14 protein-coding genes are annotated in these 18444 nt (G+C 67.6%); 5 read left to right on the plus strand and 9 right to left on the minus strand.

Translation table 11 applies throughout. The features are described 5' to 3' along the window. Positions 1 to 78: 78 nt before the first annotated feature. The 4 genes from betT to ACUDTM_RS04375 all read right to left on the minus strand — a co-directional run bounded on the left by betT (position 79) and on the right by ACUDTM_RS04375 (position 3395). Entirely contained in the window at positions 79 to 2058 is a 1980-nt protein-coding gene (betT, locus tag ACUDTM_RS04360; RefSeq protein ID WP_072167517.1) for a choline BCCT transporter BetT, read from the minus strand. A gap of 183 nt (positions 2059 to 2241) precedes the next feature. Beyond that, positions 2242 to 2622, minus strand: coding sequence for a VOC family protein (locus tag ACUDTM_RS04365; protein WP_072167516.1), 381 nt, complete (start codon positions 2620 to 2622; stop codon positions 2242 to 2244). A 96-nt stretch (positions 2623 to 2718) separates the two neighbouring features. Further along, positions 2719 to 3042, minus strand: coding sequence for a DMT family transporter (locus tag ACUDTM_RS04370; protein ID WP_072167515.1), 324 nt, complete (start codon positions 3040 to 3042; stop codon positions 2719 to 2721). Next, positions 3042 to 3395 (minus strand): SMR family transporter, encoded by a 354-nt coding sequence (locus ACUDTM_RS04375; RefSeq protein WP_072167514.1) that lies wholly within the window; start codon positions 3393 to 3395, stop codon positions 3042 to 3044. The genes ACUDTM_RS04370 and ACUDTM_RS04375 overlap by 1 nt, the downstream gene beginning before the upstream one ends. Positions 3396 to 3555: 160 nt before the next feature. Between ACUDTM_RS04375 and ACUDTM_RS04380 the strand changes: the two genes are divergently transcribed. After that, positions 3556 to 4407: a LysR family transcriptional regulator gene (locus ACUDTM_RS04380; protein WP_111200625.1), complete on the plus strand. Its 852-nt coding sequence runs from the start codon at positions 3556 to 3558 to the stop codon at positions 4405 to 4407. Between the two features lie 101 nt (positions 4408 to 4508). Here the strand turns inward: ACUDTM_RS04380 and ACUDTM_RS04385 are convergent, their stop codons facing one another. Beyond that, positions 4509 to 5429, minus strand: coding sequence for a M14 family metallopeptidase (locus ACUDTM_RS04385; RefSeq protein ID WP_445391186.1), 921 nt, complete (start codon positions 5427 to 5429; stop codon positions 4509 to 4511). 131 nt (positions 5430 to 5560) lie between these two features. On the opposite strand from ACUDTM_RS04385, the gene ACUDTM_RS04390 reads away from it, so the two are divergent. The 3 genes from ACUDTM_RS04390 (at position 5561) to ACUDTM_RS04400 (ending at position 10295) form a co-directional block, all read left to right on the plus strand. Further along, on the plus strand, positions 5561 to 7642 hold the full coding sequence (locus ACUDTM_RS04390; RefSeq protein ID WP_088497875.1) for a TonB-dependent receptor family protein: 2082 nt from the start codon (positions 5561 to 5563) through the stop codon (positions 7640 to 7642). 62 nt (positions 7643 to 7704) lie between these two features. Then, positions 7705 to 9477 carry a chloride channel protein gene (locus ACUDTM_RS04395; RefSeq protein WP_194433856.1) on the plus strand — a complete coding sequence of 591 codons (1773 nt, stop codon included), beginning with the start codon at positions 7705 to 7707 and terminating at the stop codon, positions 9475 to 9477. A gap of 101 nt (positions 9478 to 9578) precedes the next feature. Further along, positions 9579 to 10295, plus strand: a complete 717-nt coding sequence (locus ACUDTM_RS04400) for an MgtC/SapB family protein (RefSeq protein ID WP_445391187.1) — start codon at positions 9579 to 9581, stop codon at positions 10293 to 10295. Between the two features lie 30 nt (positions 10296 to 10325). On the opposite strand, the gene ACUDTM_RS04405 is transcribed toward ACUDTM_RS04400, so the two are convergent. Further along, positions 10326 to 10730 (minus strand): MerR family transcriptional regulator, encoded by a 405-nt coding sequence (locus tag ACUDTM_RS04405; RefSeq protein ID WP_088497877.1) that lies wholly within the window; start codon positions 10728 to 10730, stop codon positions 10326 to 10328. 63 nt (positions 10731 to 10793) lie between these two features. Here ACUDTM_RS04405 and ACUDTM_RS04410 point away from each other — a divergent pair, with 63 nt between their 5' ends. Continuing rightward, positions 10794 to 11621 (plus strand): class I SAM-dependent methyltransferase, encoded by an 828-nt coding sequence (locus ACUDTM_RS04410; RefSeq protein WP_445391188.1) that lies wholly within the window; start codon positions 10794 to 10796, stop codon positions 11619 to 11621. Between the two features lie 81 nt (positions 11622 to 11702). Here the strand turns inward: ACUDTM_RS04410 and ACUDTM_RS04415 are convergent, their stop codons facing one another. From ACUDTM_RS04415 to ACUDTM_RS04425, 3 genes are all read right to left on the minus strand, one after another. Beyond that, on the minus strand, positions 11703 to 11966 hold the full coding sequence (locus tag ACUDTM_RS04415; RefSeq protein WP_223224455.1) for a DUF6959 family protein: 264 nt from the start codon (positions 11964 to 11966) through the stop codon (positions 11703 to 11705). Positions 11967 to 12113: 147 nt separating this feature from the next. Then, positions 12114 to 12950, minus strand: a complete 837-nt coding sequence (locus ACUDTM_RS04420) for an OmpA family protein (RefSeq protein ID WP_111200613.1) — start codon at positions 12948 to 12950, stop codon at positions 12114 to 12116. 61 nt (positions 12951 to 13011) lie between these two features. Beyond that, positions 13012 to 18369, minus strand: a complete 5358-nt coding sequence (locus tag ACUDTM_RS04425) for an ESPR-type extended signal peptide-containing protein (protein ID WP_445391189.1) — start codon at positions 18367 to 18369, stop codon at positions 13012 to 13014. Between the last annotated feature and the right edge of the window lie 75 nt (positions 18370 to 18444).

The following is an 18444-nucleotide window of genomic DNA, read 5'->3' on the forward strand; positions in this document are numbered from 1 at the left end:
GCTGCTCTTCGGCACCACGCAGCCGAGCATGGCTCGGCTCTACAGGTCGGTGCGGTCCCGCGGTCCGCACCCACCGCATCAACGGCTCAGGTGCAGGAACTGCAGGTGCCGTTCGTACTGGCTGATGATGTCGTTGATGATCTGCTTGCGGCTGTAGCCCACCAGATCGTAATCCTGGCTGCCTTCGAACAGATGTACCTCAGCGCGGTAGTAGCGCTGATTGCGCAGCTGCTGGGCGGCGAACGACGGGGTCAGGTAGCCGCTGAGGATCACCCGGTACAGGAAGTCCTGCTGCTCGCCGTGGTTCACCGTCAGCTCCATATCGCCGGCCTCGAAGCGGGTGGATACATCCCAACCCTGCCCGCGCAGCTGCTCGGCCACCGCCTCCATCGCCGGCTTCACCGTGTCATCCATGAAACGGTAGACCTGGTCGCGTACCGGGAAGTGCATGGCCTGGCTCAGGCGCTGGCGCCAGCCCTGATGATGGCGATCGTCTCCGATCAAGGGCGATGGCCGGTATTGCAGCGCGCGCTTGCGGTGCGACTCGTCACTGAACGCGCGGGTCAGGCCCCACATCATCAGCAACAGGATCGCCGAGAACGGCAGCGATGCCAGCACCACCGCCGATTTCAATGCATCGATGCTGCCGGCCAGCAACAACCCGGCGGTCAGCACCGCGATCACCGTGCCCCAGAACACGCGCAGCCAGCGCGGACCATCGTCTTCGGGTGATCCACCATGCGACGACAGCGTGGACAACACCACCGCCCCTGAATCAGCGGAGGTCACGAAGAAGATGAAGCTCACCAGCACCGTCACCGCGATCACCGTGCGGCTCCACGGGTAGCCGTCCAGCAGCGCGTACAGCACCGTCGGTGGATCATCCACCGCCAGCTGCGCCAGTTGCTGCTGGCCGTGGTGGAGCACCTGGTCCAGCGCGCTGTTGCCGAAGATCGACAGCCAGGCCAGGGTGAAGCCGAGCGGGATCAGCAGCACCCCGAATACGAATTCGCGGATGGTGCGGCCACGTGAGATGCGCGCGATGAAAAGGCCGACGAACGGTGCCCAGCCGATCCACCAGGCCCAGTAGAACACCGTCCAGCCGCCCAGCCATTCCGGTCGGCCGCCATAGGCGTACACATCGAAACTCTTGCCGACCACGCTGCCCAGGTAGTCGCCCAGGTTCTGCATCAGCGTGCTGAACAGGTACTGCGTCGGCCCGGCGAACAGCATGAACAGCACCAGCGCGATCGCCAGCAGCATGTTGATGTTGGCCATCCAGCGCACGCCCTTCTCGACGCCGGACACGGCCACGGCCACCGCCGCGCCCATCATGCTGACCACCAGGATGATCTGCACCAGGTTGGAGTGCGGAATGTCGAACAGGTGCGACAGACCGGCATTGAGGTGCAGCACGCCGAAGCCCATGTCGGCACCGATGCCGAATACGGTGGCGACGATGCCCAGCGCGTCCACGGTGTATCCGATCGGGCCGTTGATGCGCTTGCCGATCAGCGGGTACAGCGCCGAGCGCAGGGCCAGTGGCAGGTTGTGGCGATAGGCGAAGTAGGCCATCGCCATCGCCGCCAGCGCGAACACGCCCCAGCCGTGCAGGCCCCAGTGCAGGAACAGCAGCTGCATGGCCTGGCGCGCGCCAGCCTCGCCTGCGGCCGGATCGCCCTGCGGCGGCTGCAGGTAGTGGGTCAGCGGTTCGGACACGCAGAAGAAGAACAGGGTGATGCTGATGCCGGCGGCGAACAGCATGCCGGCCCACGAGAGGTAACTGAACTCCGGCTCGTCATGGTCGGCACCCAGCTTGATGCCACCGTACTTGGACAGCGCCACGCCCACCACGAACACCAGGTACAGGGTCATGGCCAGCAGGTAGTACCAGCCGACGTTGAGGGCGGCCCAATCCTGTGCCTTGAGCAGAAGGCGGCCCGCGCCGAGCGGGAACAGGCTGACGAACAGCGCGAACGCCACGACAATGATCGCCGCGAAGGCGAACACAGGCCGAAGGGTGCGCACCGGGGATTGTTGCGGCTCCAGTACTTCCATGGGGCGGCGTTCTCCGGTAGATCAAAGGGTTAGCCGACCGATTCTGGCTGAACCGCAGTGGACAGAGCATGAAGTTGCGGCCTGCGGTCGCAGGCCCGTCCGCTCATTCCGTGGTATCACGCGCGCGCCGGAGTGCCACCTTGCCCGCGCGGGCTGCGGCGCGGCCACGTACATCCTGTCCGATCACGACATTACGTGCACCGCACACAGCTTGTTGCCATCCGGGTCACGCAGATAGGCCAGGAACACCTGGCGACCGGACATGTTGCGGACGCCGGGCGGATCTTCGATGGCGGTGCCACCGTGAGCCACTCCAGCCTCCTGCCAGGCACGCACGGCCTCTGCACTGCCCAGACTGAAACCGATGGTGCCACCGTTGGCATGGCACGCTGGCTGCCCATCGATCGGCGCGGTTACACCGAACATCCGCCCATCCTTGAAGTACAGCAGCCGTCCCTTCTCGTCCAATACGCCCGCCCGCGCGTCCATCGCGGCGAACAGGGCGTCGTAGAAGCGACGTGCGGCATCCATGTCGTTCGTTCCTACGGTGATGTGGCTGAACATGCGGGCACTCCATGTGGAAAACCGCAGTGTCGATGAGCATGGGCGACTTCGCAAATCGCTGCATCATCGCCGCCCCGCTCGCGACCGGACGTGCTGCTACTTGGCGGTGCTGAGCAGCAGTACCGCCGCCGTGACCAGGGCGATGCCAATCCAGCCGATCGGCCGCAGGCGGTTACCGAACAACAGGCGGCCGCAGCTGGCGGTGCCGATCACGCCGATCGCCCCCCACATCGCATAGGCCGTGGCCAGATCCATGTAGCGTACGGCCTGGCCCAGCAGGGCGAAGGCAATCCAGACCAGGACGATAGCACCGACGCCCCAGCGCCAACGACGGAAACCTTCCGACTTGGCCACCATCATGTTGGCGGCGACGTCGATCAACGCCGAGCAGATCACGAAAAACAGGGCCAGGGTATTCATCAGTGCGCCTCCCCGAGGGTGACGCAGACGATGCCGGCCACGGCCAGCATCAGGCCGGCCAACTGCTGCAGCGACAGGCTCTCGCCGAACACGGTGAGGCCGACCACGGTCAGCAGGGTCAGGCCGAGGCCTTCCCACACCGCGTAGGCCACGCCCACGGCGATGCGGCGCACCGACTGCGCCAGGAAGAAGTAGGACAGCGCCAGCGCGCCGGCCATGATCAGGTAGCCGGTCCAGCCGCCATCGCGGGCGGCATGGGCCATGAACGAGGTGCCGACCACCTCGGCGATGATCGCCACGGTCAGGCAGGCCCAGGCGGCCAGCGCGCCACGGGCGGGAACAGTACGGGACATGTGAAGCTCCTTGCAGGGCGGGGACCGCGCCGCCTCTTCAATGGGTCCACGGCATGCGTGGACGGTCCGGAACGCCCCGCAGACAAGGGCGACGGCGGCCAGTATCATCGCCTTTTACGGTGGTATAAAAATGGATTCCATCGACAGGAGCGATGGTTCAATGCCCTATTCCCCCGAATCCCTGCAGGCCTTCGTGGAAGCCGCCGCGCTGGGCTCGTTCTCGGCGGCGGCGCGCCGCCTGCGCAAGACGCAGTCAACGGTCAGTACCGCCATTGCCCATCTGGAGGCCGACCTCGGGGTGAGCCTGTTCGACCGCAGCGGGCGCTACCCCCGGTTGACCGAGGCCGGGCGCCAGGTGCTTGGCCATGCCCATGAAATCCTCGCCGCCGATGCCCGCCTGCAGCAGTTGAGTGTGCGCCTGGCCGCGCCGGTCGAAGCGCGGCTGACCGTGGTGTTTTCCGACGTGTACCAGCTCGATCCGGAGCAGCGCGTGCTGCAGCGCTTTGCCGAAGCATTCCCGGAGATCGAACTGGAATGGCTGGATGCCGAAGGCGATGACGTGCTGGAGCTGGTCGGCAGCGGCCGCGCCGCGCTGGGCCTGCTGCCGCGCCAGGAAAGCTATCCGGATGGTCTGGTGGCACGGCCATTGGCCCATCACAGCGAGCTGTCGGTGTATGTGGCGCGCGACCATGCGCTGGCCGACGCCGGCCGTCGCGCAGCTTCCCAGCTGGCACGGTACCGGCAGGTGCGATTGAGCGCGGAGGTCGACCATGCGCGGGCGGTTACCGGGCTGGCGTGGACCGCCACCGACTACCTGATGGTGATGGAGATGGCCGAGGACGGCATCGGCTGGGCCGAGCTGCCACGCGCGCTGGTACAGCGCTACGACCGCGGGCAGCTGGTGGAACTGACGCTGCCCGGCTGGCCACGACGCATCCACAGCGACCTGCTGTGGCGCCGCGACGCGCCGCCGGGACCGGCCGCACTGTGGTGGGCCGACGCGTTGGGATGACACAAAAAAGGGGACGGAGGGGATCAAGTCGTTTGTGCCACAAACGACTTGATCCCCTCCGTCCCCTTTTTCAGTTGCCGGCCAGCGGCCGGCACTACCGGTCAACGATGGGCGAGCGCGTAATCCAGCGCCGCGCACACCGCGGCCACCTGCGCGTCGTTGCACTGCTGCGGGGTCGCCCGGGGGCTGTCCGGGTAGACCTCGGTGGTGGTAGTGAACTTCGCACCGGTGATGCCCGCGCACAGTCCGAGCTTCACCAGCGGATACTCGATCACGCCGTGGGCCACCACCGGCGAGCCGATGATCTCGCCCTTGTCGTCGGCCGGGGCGATGTAGGTGACCTTCTCCACCGCGGCGATCACCGCCTGCTGGAAGGCCGGCTGCGGGTTCTCGCTGTCATCCACCAGGTAGAAGCCATCGGGGATCAGGCCCGGTTCGAACGGCTTGCCGTCACGCGCGGCCAACGCCGGGCGGAACTCGCTCTCGTCGCTGTCGGTGGTCTCGTGCAGGTCGATGTGCAGCACGAACTGGCCCTTGTACGGCGCGATCAGATCGATCACCGCCGTTGATTCACGCGCCGGGCCGTCGGCGCGGAAGTTGCGGTTCGGGTCGATCGCATCGAAGTTCCAGCGGTTGATGCGCTCGAAGCCCCACGGATTCACGCACGGTGCCACCAGCAGGTTGGCCTTGCCGGCGTAGTCGGCGGCGTGCTTTTCGAGGAATTCCAGCGCGCCCATCACGCCGCTGGTCTCGTAGCCGTGCACGCCACCGGTGACCAGTGCGGCCGGCAGCGCCGGGTTCCAGTCGCGGCTGCGCAGGGCAAACAGAGTATAGCTCTCGCCGGCGTAGTCGAGCTGACCATAGGCCACCTTGTCGAAGCGCGATGCGAGCGACTCGATGCGCGGCAGCACCTCCTTGTCATACCGACGCAGGCGCTGCTGGCGGCCACGCCACAGCTCCCGTTCCGCCGCTCCCCACGGTTGGCCAGGGGTTCCGACGGGGTAGAAGGGGGCTTGGGACATGGCGGATCTCAGCGAGTCAGGAAACAATCGCCCACTCTATCACCGGGGCACGGGCATGAACCGGGGGCGCATTCCAATAGCGAATGGAATCAGCAATAATTCTCATTTGCGACCTTCCACAACCTCTACCGATGGCCATCCACGCCCTGCAACCGGCCCGCCTGCCCCTGGCCGCCGCCCTCGCCCTGTGCCTGCTTCCGGCCACCCGCGCCTTTGCCCAGGACAGCGCCACTACGCTGGACAGCATCCAGGTCTCGGGCAGCTGGCTCGGCACCGGCCTGCATGACAGCGTCAAGCGCTTTGCCGGCGCACGCACGGTGGTCGACCGCCAGCGCATCGAGGCCAGCGGCGCGGCCAGCATCGGCGATGCCATGCGCCGCATCCCCGGCGTGCAGGTCACCGAAAACTCCGGCACCGCCGGCAGTTCCGTGTCGCTGAACATCGGCGTTCGTGGCCTGACCGGCCGCTACTCGCCGCGTTCGACGGTACTGCTGGACGGCGTGCCGCTGGCGGTAGCGCCGTATGGGCAGCCGCAGCTGTCGTTCGCGCCGACCAGCCTGTCGAACATCGAATCGATCGACGTGGTGCGTGGTGGCGGCGCGGTACGCTACGGCCCGCAGAACGTGGGCGGCATCATCAACTTCAGTACCCGTGCCATTCCCACCGGCACCGGCCTGCATGGCGAAGCCGGTGTGCGCTACACCGCCTACGACCACGGCGGCGGCGACAGCACCCAGTACAACGCCTTCCTCGGCGGCACCGGCGACAATGGCCTGGGCGCGGCCCTGCTGTACTCCGGCCAGGACGGCCGCGGCTGGCGCCAGGGCAGCGATGACCGCTTCAACGACCTGGCGCTGAAGTTCGCCTATGCCATCGACGAACAACAGGAACTGCGCGCCAAGCTGTCCTACTACGATGTGCGCTCGCTGACCCCGGGCGGCCTGACTCGCGCCCAGTACGAGGCCGACCCGTTCCAGAACACCCGCCCCACCGATTTCTGGAAGGGTCATCGCACCGGCATCGACCTGGGCTACACCAACACGCTGTCGGCCAACAGCGAGTTCGAGGTGCTGGCTTATTACAACGAGAGTACCCGTGCCAGCTCGCTGATCAACGCCGCCAACACCCAGTTGACCGTGCAGCCGCGCGACTACCGCGTGCTCGGCATCGAGCCGCGCTACACCCAGCGCCTGCATTGGGGTGCAAGCGTTCACGACATCACCGCCGGCTACCGTTTCCTGCGCGAACGTGGCAACGACCGCAGCTACACCGTCACCCGCCGCACCGGCGTGGCCGGCGCCACCAACCGCTTCGACAACGCCACCGACGCCCACGCGTTCTACATCGACGACCGCATCGCGATCGGCCAGTGGCGGATCACCCCGGGCGTGCGCATGGAGTGGATCGACATGGACCGCCGCCAGGCCGGTGGCGCGGCGACCTTCAGCAGCCGCAACGACAAGGCTCTGCCCTCGCTCAACATCGCTTATCTGCTGACTCCGCAGCTGACCGTGTTCGGCAACTACACCACCTCGTTCGGGCCGGTGCAGAACATCCAGCTCAATTCGCAGACGGCCAGCAACCCGCTGAACCCGGAAATCGCCAGGACCACCGAGCTGGGCGCGCGCTGGCAGGACGGCGCCCTGCGCGCGGAAGTGACCGTGTTCAAGATGCGCTTCGACAACCAGATCCTGCAGGTGCCGGGCATCACCCCGCCGACCTTCCAGAACATCGGCGCCACCGACCACAAGGGCGTGGAGAGCGCGGTGGAGTACCACTTCGCCGAGGACAGTGCGCTGGCCGGGTTGGAGCTGTACGCCAACTACACCTGGACCAAGGCGGTCCAGCAGTCCGGTGACAACCGTGGCCTGGACGTGCCGTTCTACTCGCGCGACACCGACAGCGTCGGCGCCCGCTACGCGCTGGCCGGCTGGACCTTCAATGTCTCCAGCACCCACCAGAGCGGCCAGTTCTCCGATGCCGCCAACACCTGGGAAGAAACCGCCGATGCGCGCGTGGGCCGCGTGCCGGGCGTGCGCCTGTGGAATGCGCAGGTGGCCTGGCAGGTGCCGGGCCTGGGTGACAGCGAGATCGCGCTGGGCGTGAACAACCTGGCCGACACGCGCTGGTACACCCGCAACGTCGATGGCAACGCCGGCCGCATGGTGGCCGCACCGCGCACCTTCTACGTGCAGGGTCGCTACCGCTTCTGAAGCGGTAGCCGCCCGATGCAGTGACGGTGGCGATCACGGTGGCGGCGTATCATGCCGCCACCATGTCACTGCCTGTTTCGCCATCGCGCCTGCATTCGGCCTTCCAGGGCCTGCGCCTGCGGCTGCGCGGCAGCGACCTGTGGTTCATCGCACTTGCCCTGCTGGTCGGCCTGCTTGCCGGCTACCTGACCCTGCTGCAGTCCGGCATCGCACGCTGGCTGCAGGGCACGCTGTACGGGCTGGATGAAGGGATGCGCCTGAGCTCCCTGCCCTCGATGACCTGGACCGCGCTGCTGGTGCTGCCGCTGGGTGGCCTGCTGGTGGGCCTGGTCAGTTTGGCGGCAACGCGACTCAAGCGGCCCCTGCTCGATGCGGTGGAAGCCAATGCCCTGCACGGCGGCCGCATGTCGATGCGCGACAACCTGATCGTGCTGACCCAGACCCTGCTGTCCAATGGTTGCGGCGCCTCGGTCGGGCTGGAAGCTTCGTATACGCAGATGGGGGCCGGCACTGGCTCGCAGCTGGGCCGGGTGATGCGCCTGCGCCGCAACGACGTGCGCATCCTGGTCGGCGCCGGTGCCGCCGGTGCCATTGCCGCCGCCTTCGGTGCGCCGCTGGCCGGTGCGTTCTATGCCTTCGAGATCGTCATCGGCGCCTACACGCCGGCCGCACTGGCCCCGGTGGCGGTCGCCGCGCTGGCCGGCGCGTTTGTGGCCGACCAGGCCGGCATCGAGGCCTACCTGCTGCCCGCCGCCTCGACCATCGACGTGCGCGCCGCCGACTACGCCATCTACGGCCTGCTCGGCTGCTGCTGCGCGATGGTCGGCATTGTCATCATGCGGCTCATCGCCTCGATCGAGGGCACGGTCAAGCGCAGCCCGCTGCCTGCCTGGGGTCGGCCGGTGGTGGGCGGCCTGCTGCTGATCCCGCTGGCCATGGCAAGCCCACAGGTGCTGTCGTCAGGCCACGGCGCGCTGCATCTTGACCTGACCACGCATCTGCCGCTGATCTGGATCGGCGGCCTGCTGACCCTGAAATGCCTGGCCTCGGGCATCTCGCTGGGCTTCGGCTTCCGCGGCGGCCTGTTCTTTGCCTCGCTGTTCATGGGCACCCTGGTCGGCGCGCTGTTCGCGGGCCTGCTCGGCATGGCCACTGGCGTGCCCGTGGTCGACGCCACCTCTGCGGCGCTGGCCGGCATGGCCGCATTGGCCGCTGCCGTGGTCGGTGCGCCAATGACCATGGCCATGCTGGTGCTGGAGGGCACCCACGATTTCCTGCTGACCAGCGTGGTGATGAGTGCAGTGCTGGTGTCCAGCACGCTGGTGCGGCAGTGGTTCGGCTATTCGTTCTCGACCTGGCGCATGCACCTGCGTGGCGAAACCATCAGGAGCGCGCGCGACGTCGGCTGGGTGCACAACCTCAATGCCGGCCGGATGATGCGCAAAGGGGTTTCCACGGCTCCCGCTGACCTCGACGCCGCCGCCTTCCGCCAGCGCTTCCCGTTGGGCTCGGGCAGCCGCGTGATCCTGATCGACAGCGAAGGCCACTACGCGGGCATCGTGCAGATCCCACGCGTGTACGGCGATGGCGTGAAGCCGGAGACCGCGATCGGTGAGCTTGCCGAGAACCGTGACATCTCGCTGTCGCCGTCCGCGGACGTGGTCAGCGTGATGCAGCGCTTCGACCAGACCCAGGCCGATGAACTGGCCGTGGTCGGCGCCGACGGCCAGGTGCTGGGCGTGGTGTCCGAAGCCTTCGTACGCAAGCGCTATGCCGAGGAACTGGACAAGCGCCAGCGCGAACTGATGGGCGAGCGCGTCGACGACACCGACTGACCCCGAAAAAGGGGACGGAGGGGATTAAGTCGTTTCTGGCACTTCCGGGTATCCACGCATGGCGTGGATCTACTGTCACTTCGACCGGGTAGACTCCGGCCATGCGCTTCATTGAGACCTTCCAGGCCGGTCCTTTCGCCGACACCGTGGTCAGCCTGCTGGCCGCCTTCGTGCTGGGTACGTTGATCGCTGCCGAGCGCCAGTACCGGCAACGCACCGCCGGCCTGCGCACCAACGTGCTGGTGGCAGTCGGTGCCGCCGCCTTCGTCGACCTCGGCATGCGCATCGCCGGCAGTGCCGAGGCGGTGCGGGTGATCTCCTACGTGGTCTCCGGTGTCGGCTTCCTCGGCGCCGGCGTGATCATGAAGGAAGGCATGAACGTGCGTGGCCTGAACACCGCCGCCACCCTGTGGTGCTCTGCAGCGGTCGGCAGCTGCACCGGCGCGGACATGCTGGCCGAGGGCGTGCTGCTGACCGTGCTGATCATCGCCGGCAACACCCTGCTGCGGCCGTTGGTGAATGCCATCAACCGCATTCCGATCAACGAGGCAGCGACCGAAGCCACCTACGAGGTGCGCCTGAGCGTGGATGCCGACGCCGTGCCGCGGGTGCGCGAGCGCCTGGTCGATGCGCTGGAAGCGGCGCAGTATCCGGTGGGCGATGTGCAGGTGGTCGAGCATGCCGACGCGCCTACCGATGTGATCGCAGTGCTGGTCAGTACGGCCGTGAGTGCCGATGAACTGGACGTGGTGCTGGCACGGATGGAGCAGGTGCCGGGCGTGCTGCATGCCACCTGGGAAGTCAGCACCCGCGATTGATGATCCACGCGGGGCGTGGAGGCTCTTCTCTCATCCCCTCGTCCGCTGCTGCGCGCGCAACAGTTTCCGGAACGAACTGCACGACCGGGCATCCTCCGCCAGCGGGCATGCCGCCGCGCGTTGCAGCTGACGGCGCACCCGCTGCAACCGGGTGATCTGCCGCTGCAGCACGTCGGCCTGCGCCAGCAGTGCCTCGCGGTCCAGTGAGATGCGTCCATGCTGCGACGGCAGTGATGCACCAATCTGCTGCAGCGAAAGGCCGGCCGCCTGGCCAAGGCCGATCAAGGCCAGCCGTTCCAGCACCCGCTTGTCGTACTGCCGGCGCAGGCCGCGGCGCCCCAGCGCATGCAACAACCCCAGCTGTTCGTAGTAGCGCAAGGTCGAGGCCGGCACGCCACTGCGCTTGACCACCTCGCCGATATCCAGTTCACGCACGGGCTTGACCTCAAGTGACCTTCAAGCACCAAGCTATGGGCAACTACCCGTCGAGGCAAGGCCATGGCCAGCACATCTCCCATTGATCAGTACGCCCTGTGGAACGGCCCTGGCGGCCAGGCGTGGGTTGCGCAACAGGCTGTTCTTGACGGCCTGTTCCAGCCGATGGCTGACCTGCTGGTCACCGAACTTCCTGAGACCGTTACCGAACTGCTCGACATCGGCTGCGGCACCGGCGCCAGCCTGCTGGCCGCGGCCGCAGCGCGCCCTGCGGCACATTGCACCGGCCTGGACATCTCCGCGCCGATGCTGGCGCTGGCCCGCCAGCGCGCCGAGGCTGCGGGACTGGACGCGGACTTGATCGTGGCAGACGCGCAGCGCCATCCGCTGCCGCCCGCGCACTTCGACTGGATCCAGTCGCGGCTGGGCGTCATGTTCTTCGAGGACAGCCAGGCCGCGTTCGCCAACCTGCATCGTGCCACGACACCCGGCGCTGGGCTGCGCTTCATCGCCTGGCGCAGTGCCGACGAAAATCCATTCATGACCACGGCCGAGCGCGCGATCGGCGATGTACTGGATCTCCCGCCCCGCGTACCCGGCGCACCGGGACAGTTCGCTTTTGCCGATGGCGAGCGCGTGCAGCGCCTGTTGCAGGCCGCCGGCTGGAATGACGTGGAAGTGGTTGCGGTGGACCTGCCCTGTTCGCTCGCCCGCGAAGACCTGCCGACCTATGTCGGCCACCTGGGACCGTTGGGACTGGCCCTGCGATCGATGCCGGAAGCCCGCGCCGCAGTGCTTCGCGAAAAAGCATTGGCCGCATTCGCGCCGTTCATCGAAGGTGACCGCGTTCGTGTGGATGCCGCCTGTTGGCTGATCCGCGCCCGCGCTTGAAAAAAGGGGACGGAGGGGATTAAGTCGCATATGCCCCGGCTGTGCCGGAAACGACTTAATCCCCTCCGTCCCCTTTTTTTGCTAGAGGGCCTCGCCGGCGTCGGCCAGGCGCGATTCGATCAGGGCGTACCACTGCTGCAGCACGTCGATCAGCATGTCCAGCTCGGCGTCGGTGCGCTGCGCGCGGCCACTGCGCAGGCAGGCCTGGGCTTCCTGCAGCTGGGCCAGGAACCCCGCCACGGTGTCGGCCTGCAGGATCAGGCCTGGCAGTCGCCGACCGGGGATGCGCACCACGGCATGGTTGCCGAGCTGGCCGTACACGCTGAGCGTAGCTTCCGTCTTCATGGAGAGGGGCAGGAATTGGGCATTCATCGCGTGCACCATTTGAGAACCTGAGCCGCAGGCAGGCGTGGACGACGGGGGAGACGTTGCCACGCCTGCCGGCGGTCAGGGGGGACTCGGGATGCCGGGACACCGCCCCGGCGCAGGAGGTCAATGTGGCTGGGCCATCCCGGCGATCTGCACGCGCCGGTTCGGCGCCAGGCAGGCAATCAGCTCGCGCCGGTTGCGCTGTTCACACTGCACGATCGGCTCGGCCGCGCCGCGTCCTTCGGCACTGATGCTGGCTGCAGGCACGCCCCCCTGCACCAGCGCGTTGCGCACGGCATCGGCGCGGCGCTGCGACAGTGCCTGGTTGTAGCTGGCGCTGCCGATGCGGTCGGTGTAGCCGGTTACCCTGATCGACTGCACCTGCGCGGCCTCGCGTACCTGCGCCAGGATGCCCTGCACCGCCTGCTGGCCTTCGGCGCTGAGCACCGCGCTGTCGAAGCCGAACAGCGCGTCGGCCGACAGCCGCAGCGGCTGTTCCGGCAGCGGTGCCGGTGCCAGCGGCGCCGGTGGCCGCGGCGGTTCGAGCACGGCCGCGCACGATTCCGGCTTCCAATACCCGCCCTGCGCGATGCCCTTGCTGTCGAAGCGCACCTGGAACTGGCAGGTGAAGTACTCCGCGCCCTGCGCGGTGCGGAAGTTGAACAGGTAGTTCCACTCGCGCACGCCCCACATGCCTTCATTGAAGTGCGGCGTGCCCAGCAGCGTGTACAGCTGCCGCTTGCTCATGCCCGGCGCGAAGCGGCGCAGGTCGGCGACGTCGGGATAGATGCCTTCCTTCAGCGAGGCCTTGGAGGCCTCCGGGAAGTGCACGGCGGTGGCGTCGGCAGGACCGTCGGCGGCCGGCGCATGGCTGCGGCAGGCGGCCAGCAGGCCCATCCCCAGGATCAGGCCCAGCGTGGCGGCACATTGGCCGGCGCGGGCGATGCGATGCTGTTTCATGTCGTTCCCCCTGTAGACGTTTCCGCGATGCCGGGCCGCGGGTGCGGCCCGGCGGCGGGGATTACCACTGGATGCCGGCACCGACGGCCACACCGGCCTCGCCACGGCTGTTGGTCGAACCGCTGAACTTGTAGATCCAGCGGCCGCCTTCGGAGACACCGGAGATACCGACCGCCACGCCCGATTCGCCGTTGTAGCTGCCAGCCGCGATCGAGGCCATGCTGCGGCCCGCCTCGCTCGGCTGCGGCAGCGCTGCGGTGGCCATCGCCGACGCGATACCGGCCGAAGCACGATTGTCAGTCTTGCGCAGGTCGCGCTCGAAGCCGCCCATGCGCTCGTCGGTGTAGGCCTTGGACCAGTCCAGGGTCTGCGCCATGCCCGACTTCAGCTGGTCGACGTTGACGGCATCGGTGCCAGCAGTACCGGCGGCGACGTTGCGCACCGTGGTCGGGCCGCTGCTGGTGCTGCCCAGGGTGACACTGTTGTAGTTGGTCGCGCCGTTCACCGTGGTGTCGTAGCGGATCGTGCCCTGCTGCGAAGCCTGCAGCTGGCGCACGTTGACCGCATCGGTGGCCTGCGAGCCGTCTGCCACGTTGACCACCTGGCGTTCGGCACCGGCGGCACCGACAGAGACCGTGTTGGCCCGGTTCGCCACCGAACCCGCACCCAGCGCCACCGAGTTGTCGGCCTGCGCCTGCGAACCATTGCCCAGCGCGGTCGAGTTGGCACCGGCGGCAGTGGAGCCTGCACCACCGGCGGCCGAGTTGGCGCCGCTGGCGGACGGATCGGCCAGGTTGTTGGTGTTGTTGGCGCGGAAGCTGCCCGCCACGTTGGTGATGTTCTGGATCTTCTGGTCGGTGTACTTCTTCGACTCGTCGATGGCGTAGTTCACGCCGTTCTTGAGTTGGCCGACATTGGTCGCGTCGTAGGTGTCCGAGCCGTCGGCAACATGGGTGATCTTGCGTTCGCTGCCGGTGCTGCCGACCGAGACCTCACCGGCCGAGTTGCTGGCACCGGTCTGCCCGTAGGCGCCGGTGTAGCCGCTCTGTGCACCGACGCTGGCGACCGAACCGGCGCCCAGCGCCACGCTGTTACCGGCACTGCTGCTGGCACCGTTGCCGACCGCCACGCTGTTGGCACCGGCGGCACTGGCCTGCGGACCGACCGCCACGGCTTCCGCACCGGCTGCAGTGGCTGCGGCCGCCGTTGAGTTGACCGCCAGGTACGCACTGCCACCACCGCCATTGGTGATGCGCTGGTTGAGGACCTTCAGCGAGCCGTCGACAGCGGTGAAGGCGGCGGTGACGTTGTTGTAATCGCCGCTGGTGAAGGTGCCATCGGTGGCGATGCTGGAGATGCTGAACGTCGGCGCGGTCCACACGTTGGTGGTGCCGTTGTAGGCGGTGGTGCCACCGAAGTAGGTGGCGATGGTGCTGTTCGTGCTGAACAGCTGGTCGCCGGTGATGGCATCACTGCTGCCGGCCAGGATGCTGCCGGCGGCGACGTTGGTGATCTTCACCGCGCCGGTGCCGGTACCCGTCAGCGTCACGCTGTTGAGCACGTTGCCACTGCCATCGACGTCGTACTTCACGGCCAGCTTGTCGATCTCGCCGGTCTGGTCCGCGACGTTGGCCAGCGAGTTGCTGACGGCATCGAAGGCGGTACCGACGTCGTTGTAGTTGCCCTTGGTGATCGTGCCGTTGGCGGCGACGTTGTTGATCGAGTAGGTCGGTGCGGTCAGTACGCCGTTGGCATCGACCGCGGCACCACCGCCCAGATGGGTGGCCACCGCCTGGTTGGCGGCAAACAGCTGGGCACCATTGATGGCCTCACTGCTGGTGGCACTGACCTGGCCCGGGCCAAGGTTGCGCAGCGTGGTTGCCGTGCCGGTCTGGCCCAACGTGGCGCTGGCGTAGTTGACGCTGCCGTCGCCGTTGAGGTCATAGCGCAGGGCGCCCTGCTCCGAGGCCTGCAGCTGGCCCACGTTGACCGCATCGGTCGCCGCCGTGCCGGCGGCCATGTTGGTGACCTGGCGCTCGGCACCGGCCGCACCGATGGAGACACTGTTGGCACGGTCGGCCAGGCTGCCGGCGCCGACCGCGATGCTGTTGGCGGCAGTGGCGCGGGCATTGGTACCCACCGCGATCGAGTCGGCGCCGCTGGCCACCGCCTCAGTGCCGGTCGAGTTCACCCGCAGGTACTTGGTGCCACCGTTGCGGATGTCGGTGATCTGCGTGTTGAGGTTGACCAGCGAGCCATCGACCGCGGCGAAGGCATCGGTGGCATTCTCATACAGGCCCTTGGCGATGGCACCGCCAGTGGAGATCGTGCTGATCTCGAACAACGGTGCAGTAAAGATGCCGCTGGCCGGATCGAAAGCCGCACGACCACCGAAGAAGCTGGCGATGGCACTGTTGGTCGCCGCCAGCTGGCCACCGTTGACCGCCTCCAGGCTGCCGGCGGTGACCGCGCCAGCGGCAAGATTGCCGATGGTGGTGGTGCCGGTGCCTGCGCCGAGCGTGACCCGGCGATAGTTCGGGTTGCCCGAGCCGTCCAGGTCATAGGTGACCGCTGCGGAGGCCACATCGTCGATCAGACTGATGGCGCCCTTCAGCTGGGCCACGTTGACAGCATCGGTATTGGCGCTGCCCGCGGCAAGGTTGGTGATCTGGCGCTCGCCACCACCGGCCGTGCCCACCGACACTTCGCCGGCCGAGACCTGGGGTGCGGTGAGGCCGTAGGCGCTGTAGCTGGCCTGCGCGCCGCGCAGTGCAGCGGAGCGGTAACCCAGCGCGACCGAGTTGGCCTGGTTTGAAGTGGCTTCGGCACCCAGCAGGGTCTGTCCGTTGGCGGTGCCCACGGCACTGTCACCGACGACGACCGAGTGGCCCATGCGGGCGGCATAGTCGGCCGTCGGCACGCCGGTCGGATTGCTGGGATCGTTCACGCCATCGCCGGGGAAGGCGACATTGGCATCGACCTTCGGCAGTTCATGGCGTGCGTTGGCACCGATCACCACTTCCTTGGACCCGTTGGCGAAGGCGCCATCGCCCATCAACACCTGGTAGTCCTGTGCCGCGTTGACCGCCCAGCAGGAAATATCGGCCAGCGCGATGTCCAGGCACTTGGCCGCCCACGCCGGCGAGTCGGTTGGCAGAAGGAGGCCCAGCAGGCCACCGGGATTGCCGTTGTTGATGTTGTAGATGTAACTGTCGGAGGTCACGCCACCGATCAGGGTCAGGTGCGAGCTGCCGCCCGTGGCTGCGCCGCCCAGGCCGTTGAGCGTGCTGCCGACCGGCGACAGGTTGACCACCGGCAGGCCCAGCACATTGACCGTCGAATAGGTCTGCATGACGTTGGCGTTGCTGAGCTTGAGATTGCCGTTGCTCAGGTAGCCATTGCCGCCGAACAGGCTGGTGGTGGTCGGCCCGATCAGCTGGCCGACATTGCCGACCAGGCCACCGGTGCCGATGATCAGACCAGCATTCGGGTCGGCCGGCGCGGGCGCCTTCGGACTGGTTGGCGGAATCGCCGAGGGTTGGGTCAGGCCGAGGCTGCCCAGCGTGCCTCCCACCAGGCCCCCCACGGCGCTGCCCAGGTTGCCGACGGTGCCATTGAGATTGCCGTTGAGCAGGTTGCCCACCGCGCTTCCGACACTGCCCAGCGTGCTGCCCAGCACACCGCCCAGGTCGCCGGCGGTGCTGCCGGTGGTGCCGTTGAGAATGCCGCCCACTGCGCCGCCGACCGTGCCGACCGTGTTGGTGAGCGTGCCGCCCACTGCGCTGCCGACCTGGCCGACGGTGCCGTTCAGTGCGCCGCCCACTGCGCTTCCAACGGTACCGACAGTGCCGTTCAGAGCACCGCCAACTGCGCCACCGACCGCGCCTACCGTGTTGTTGAGCGTGCCGCCCACTGCGCTGCCGATCTGGCCGACGGTGCCGTTCAGTGCGCCGCCCACTGCACTTCCAACGGTACCGACAGTGCCGTTCAGAGCACCGCCAACTGCGCCACCGACTGCGCCCACCGTGTTGTTGAGCGTGCCACCCACTGCGCTGCCGACCTGGCCGACAGTGCCGTTCAGAGCACCACCCACCGCACTGCCGACAGTACCGACAGTACCGTTCAGCGCGCCACCGACTGCACCGACGGTGTTGTTGAGCGTGCCGCCCACTGCGCTGCCGACCTGGCCGACGGTGCCGTTCAGTGCGCCGCCCACTGCACTTCCAACGGTACCGACAGTGCCGTTCAGTGCACCGCCAACTGCGCCACCGACCGCGCCTACCGTATTGTTGAGCGTGCCGCCAAGTGCGCCGCCGACCTGGCCGACGGTGCCGTTCAGTGCGCCGCCAACGGTACCGACAGTACCGTTCAGCGCGCCACCCACCGCGCTACCAACTGCGCCCGCGGCACCGTGAAGCGTCCCGCCGACAGCACCCACCGCACCACCGACCAGGTTGCCGACGCCCAGCGCGCTGTGCTGTGCGGCCACCGTCGCCTGTCCGGCCAGCTTCAGATTGCGATCGGCCACTACCTCCTGGCCGTCTGGCGCCTGCACGCGCACCTTGCCGGCGACGCCGGCATCGAACGCGGCACTGATGGCACGATCATGGGTTTCACCCGGCAGTTCTTCCTTGGCCGGCAGCGTGACTGCCGCCGTCGCCCGGGCCTGGCCATGCCCCTCGATGTGATGGCCAGCGACCGCCAGATGCGTGTCGGCCTTGCCGTCGACGGTGGCTTTCAGCCCAGGCAGTGATCCGGCGGCTGCACCGCTGAGGCCGGCGGCCGCTTGGGCACCCGTATCGATCGCAGCGACCTGGCGGCCAGCGATGCCGACCTTGGCCCTGGCGCGCGCATTGGCAGCAACGCCCAGCGGCGCCTGCGCGCCGGGCGCAACGTGCGCAGCCAGCGATGCATCCACCTGTGCCGCCCTGGCCGCAGCGTTGCCCACGCCAACATTGGCGCGGACATCAGCCGCCAGTGCCGGCACGGCCACCTGTTTCGGCACGGTGTTCGCTGCCAGCTTCACCTGCACGGTGGCCGGCAACACGTCACGTACCACCGGCAGCGACGTGGTGTTCAACTGCAGGCCCAGACGAGCATCCGCGCTGAGTGCGGGGCTGTTCTGCGCCTGTCGCGCGGCGGCAGCCAGGGCCACTTCCGCGTCAACCTTGACCGGCATCGGCTGCGCATACTTTGCCGCGAGTGCTTGCAGGTCACGCAGCGATTGATTGGTTTCCGAGGCCCCTGCATGGCCGCTGGCCAGCGCACACAGCAGTGCCAGGGCCAGGGCCGTGGGCATCAGCAGGAAGGCGCGCGGATCGCGTGCGGCGCTGCCGCCGCTGTCGCCGGTGGCCAGTTCCGAGGCCACAACCAGAGCATTGAGCTGGCGGTTCCATACACGCCGGTAGATGCGGTTCATGAGCATTTCCCCCGTAGGCGAACAACTGGAATGTCAGTGGACTTGCCGCTAGGCAGGTGACTGACATTCCAGCGG

This window comes from Stenotrophomonas maltophilia group sp. vghtpe118 (assembly GCF_052605195.1).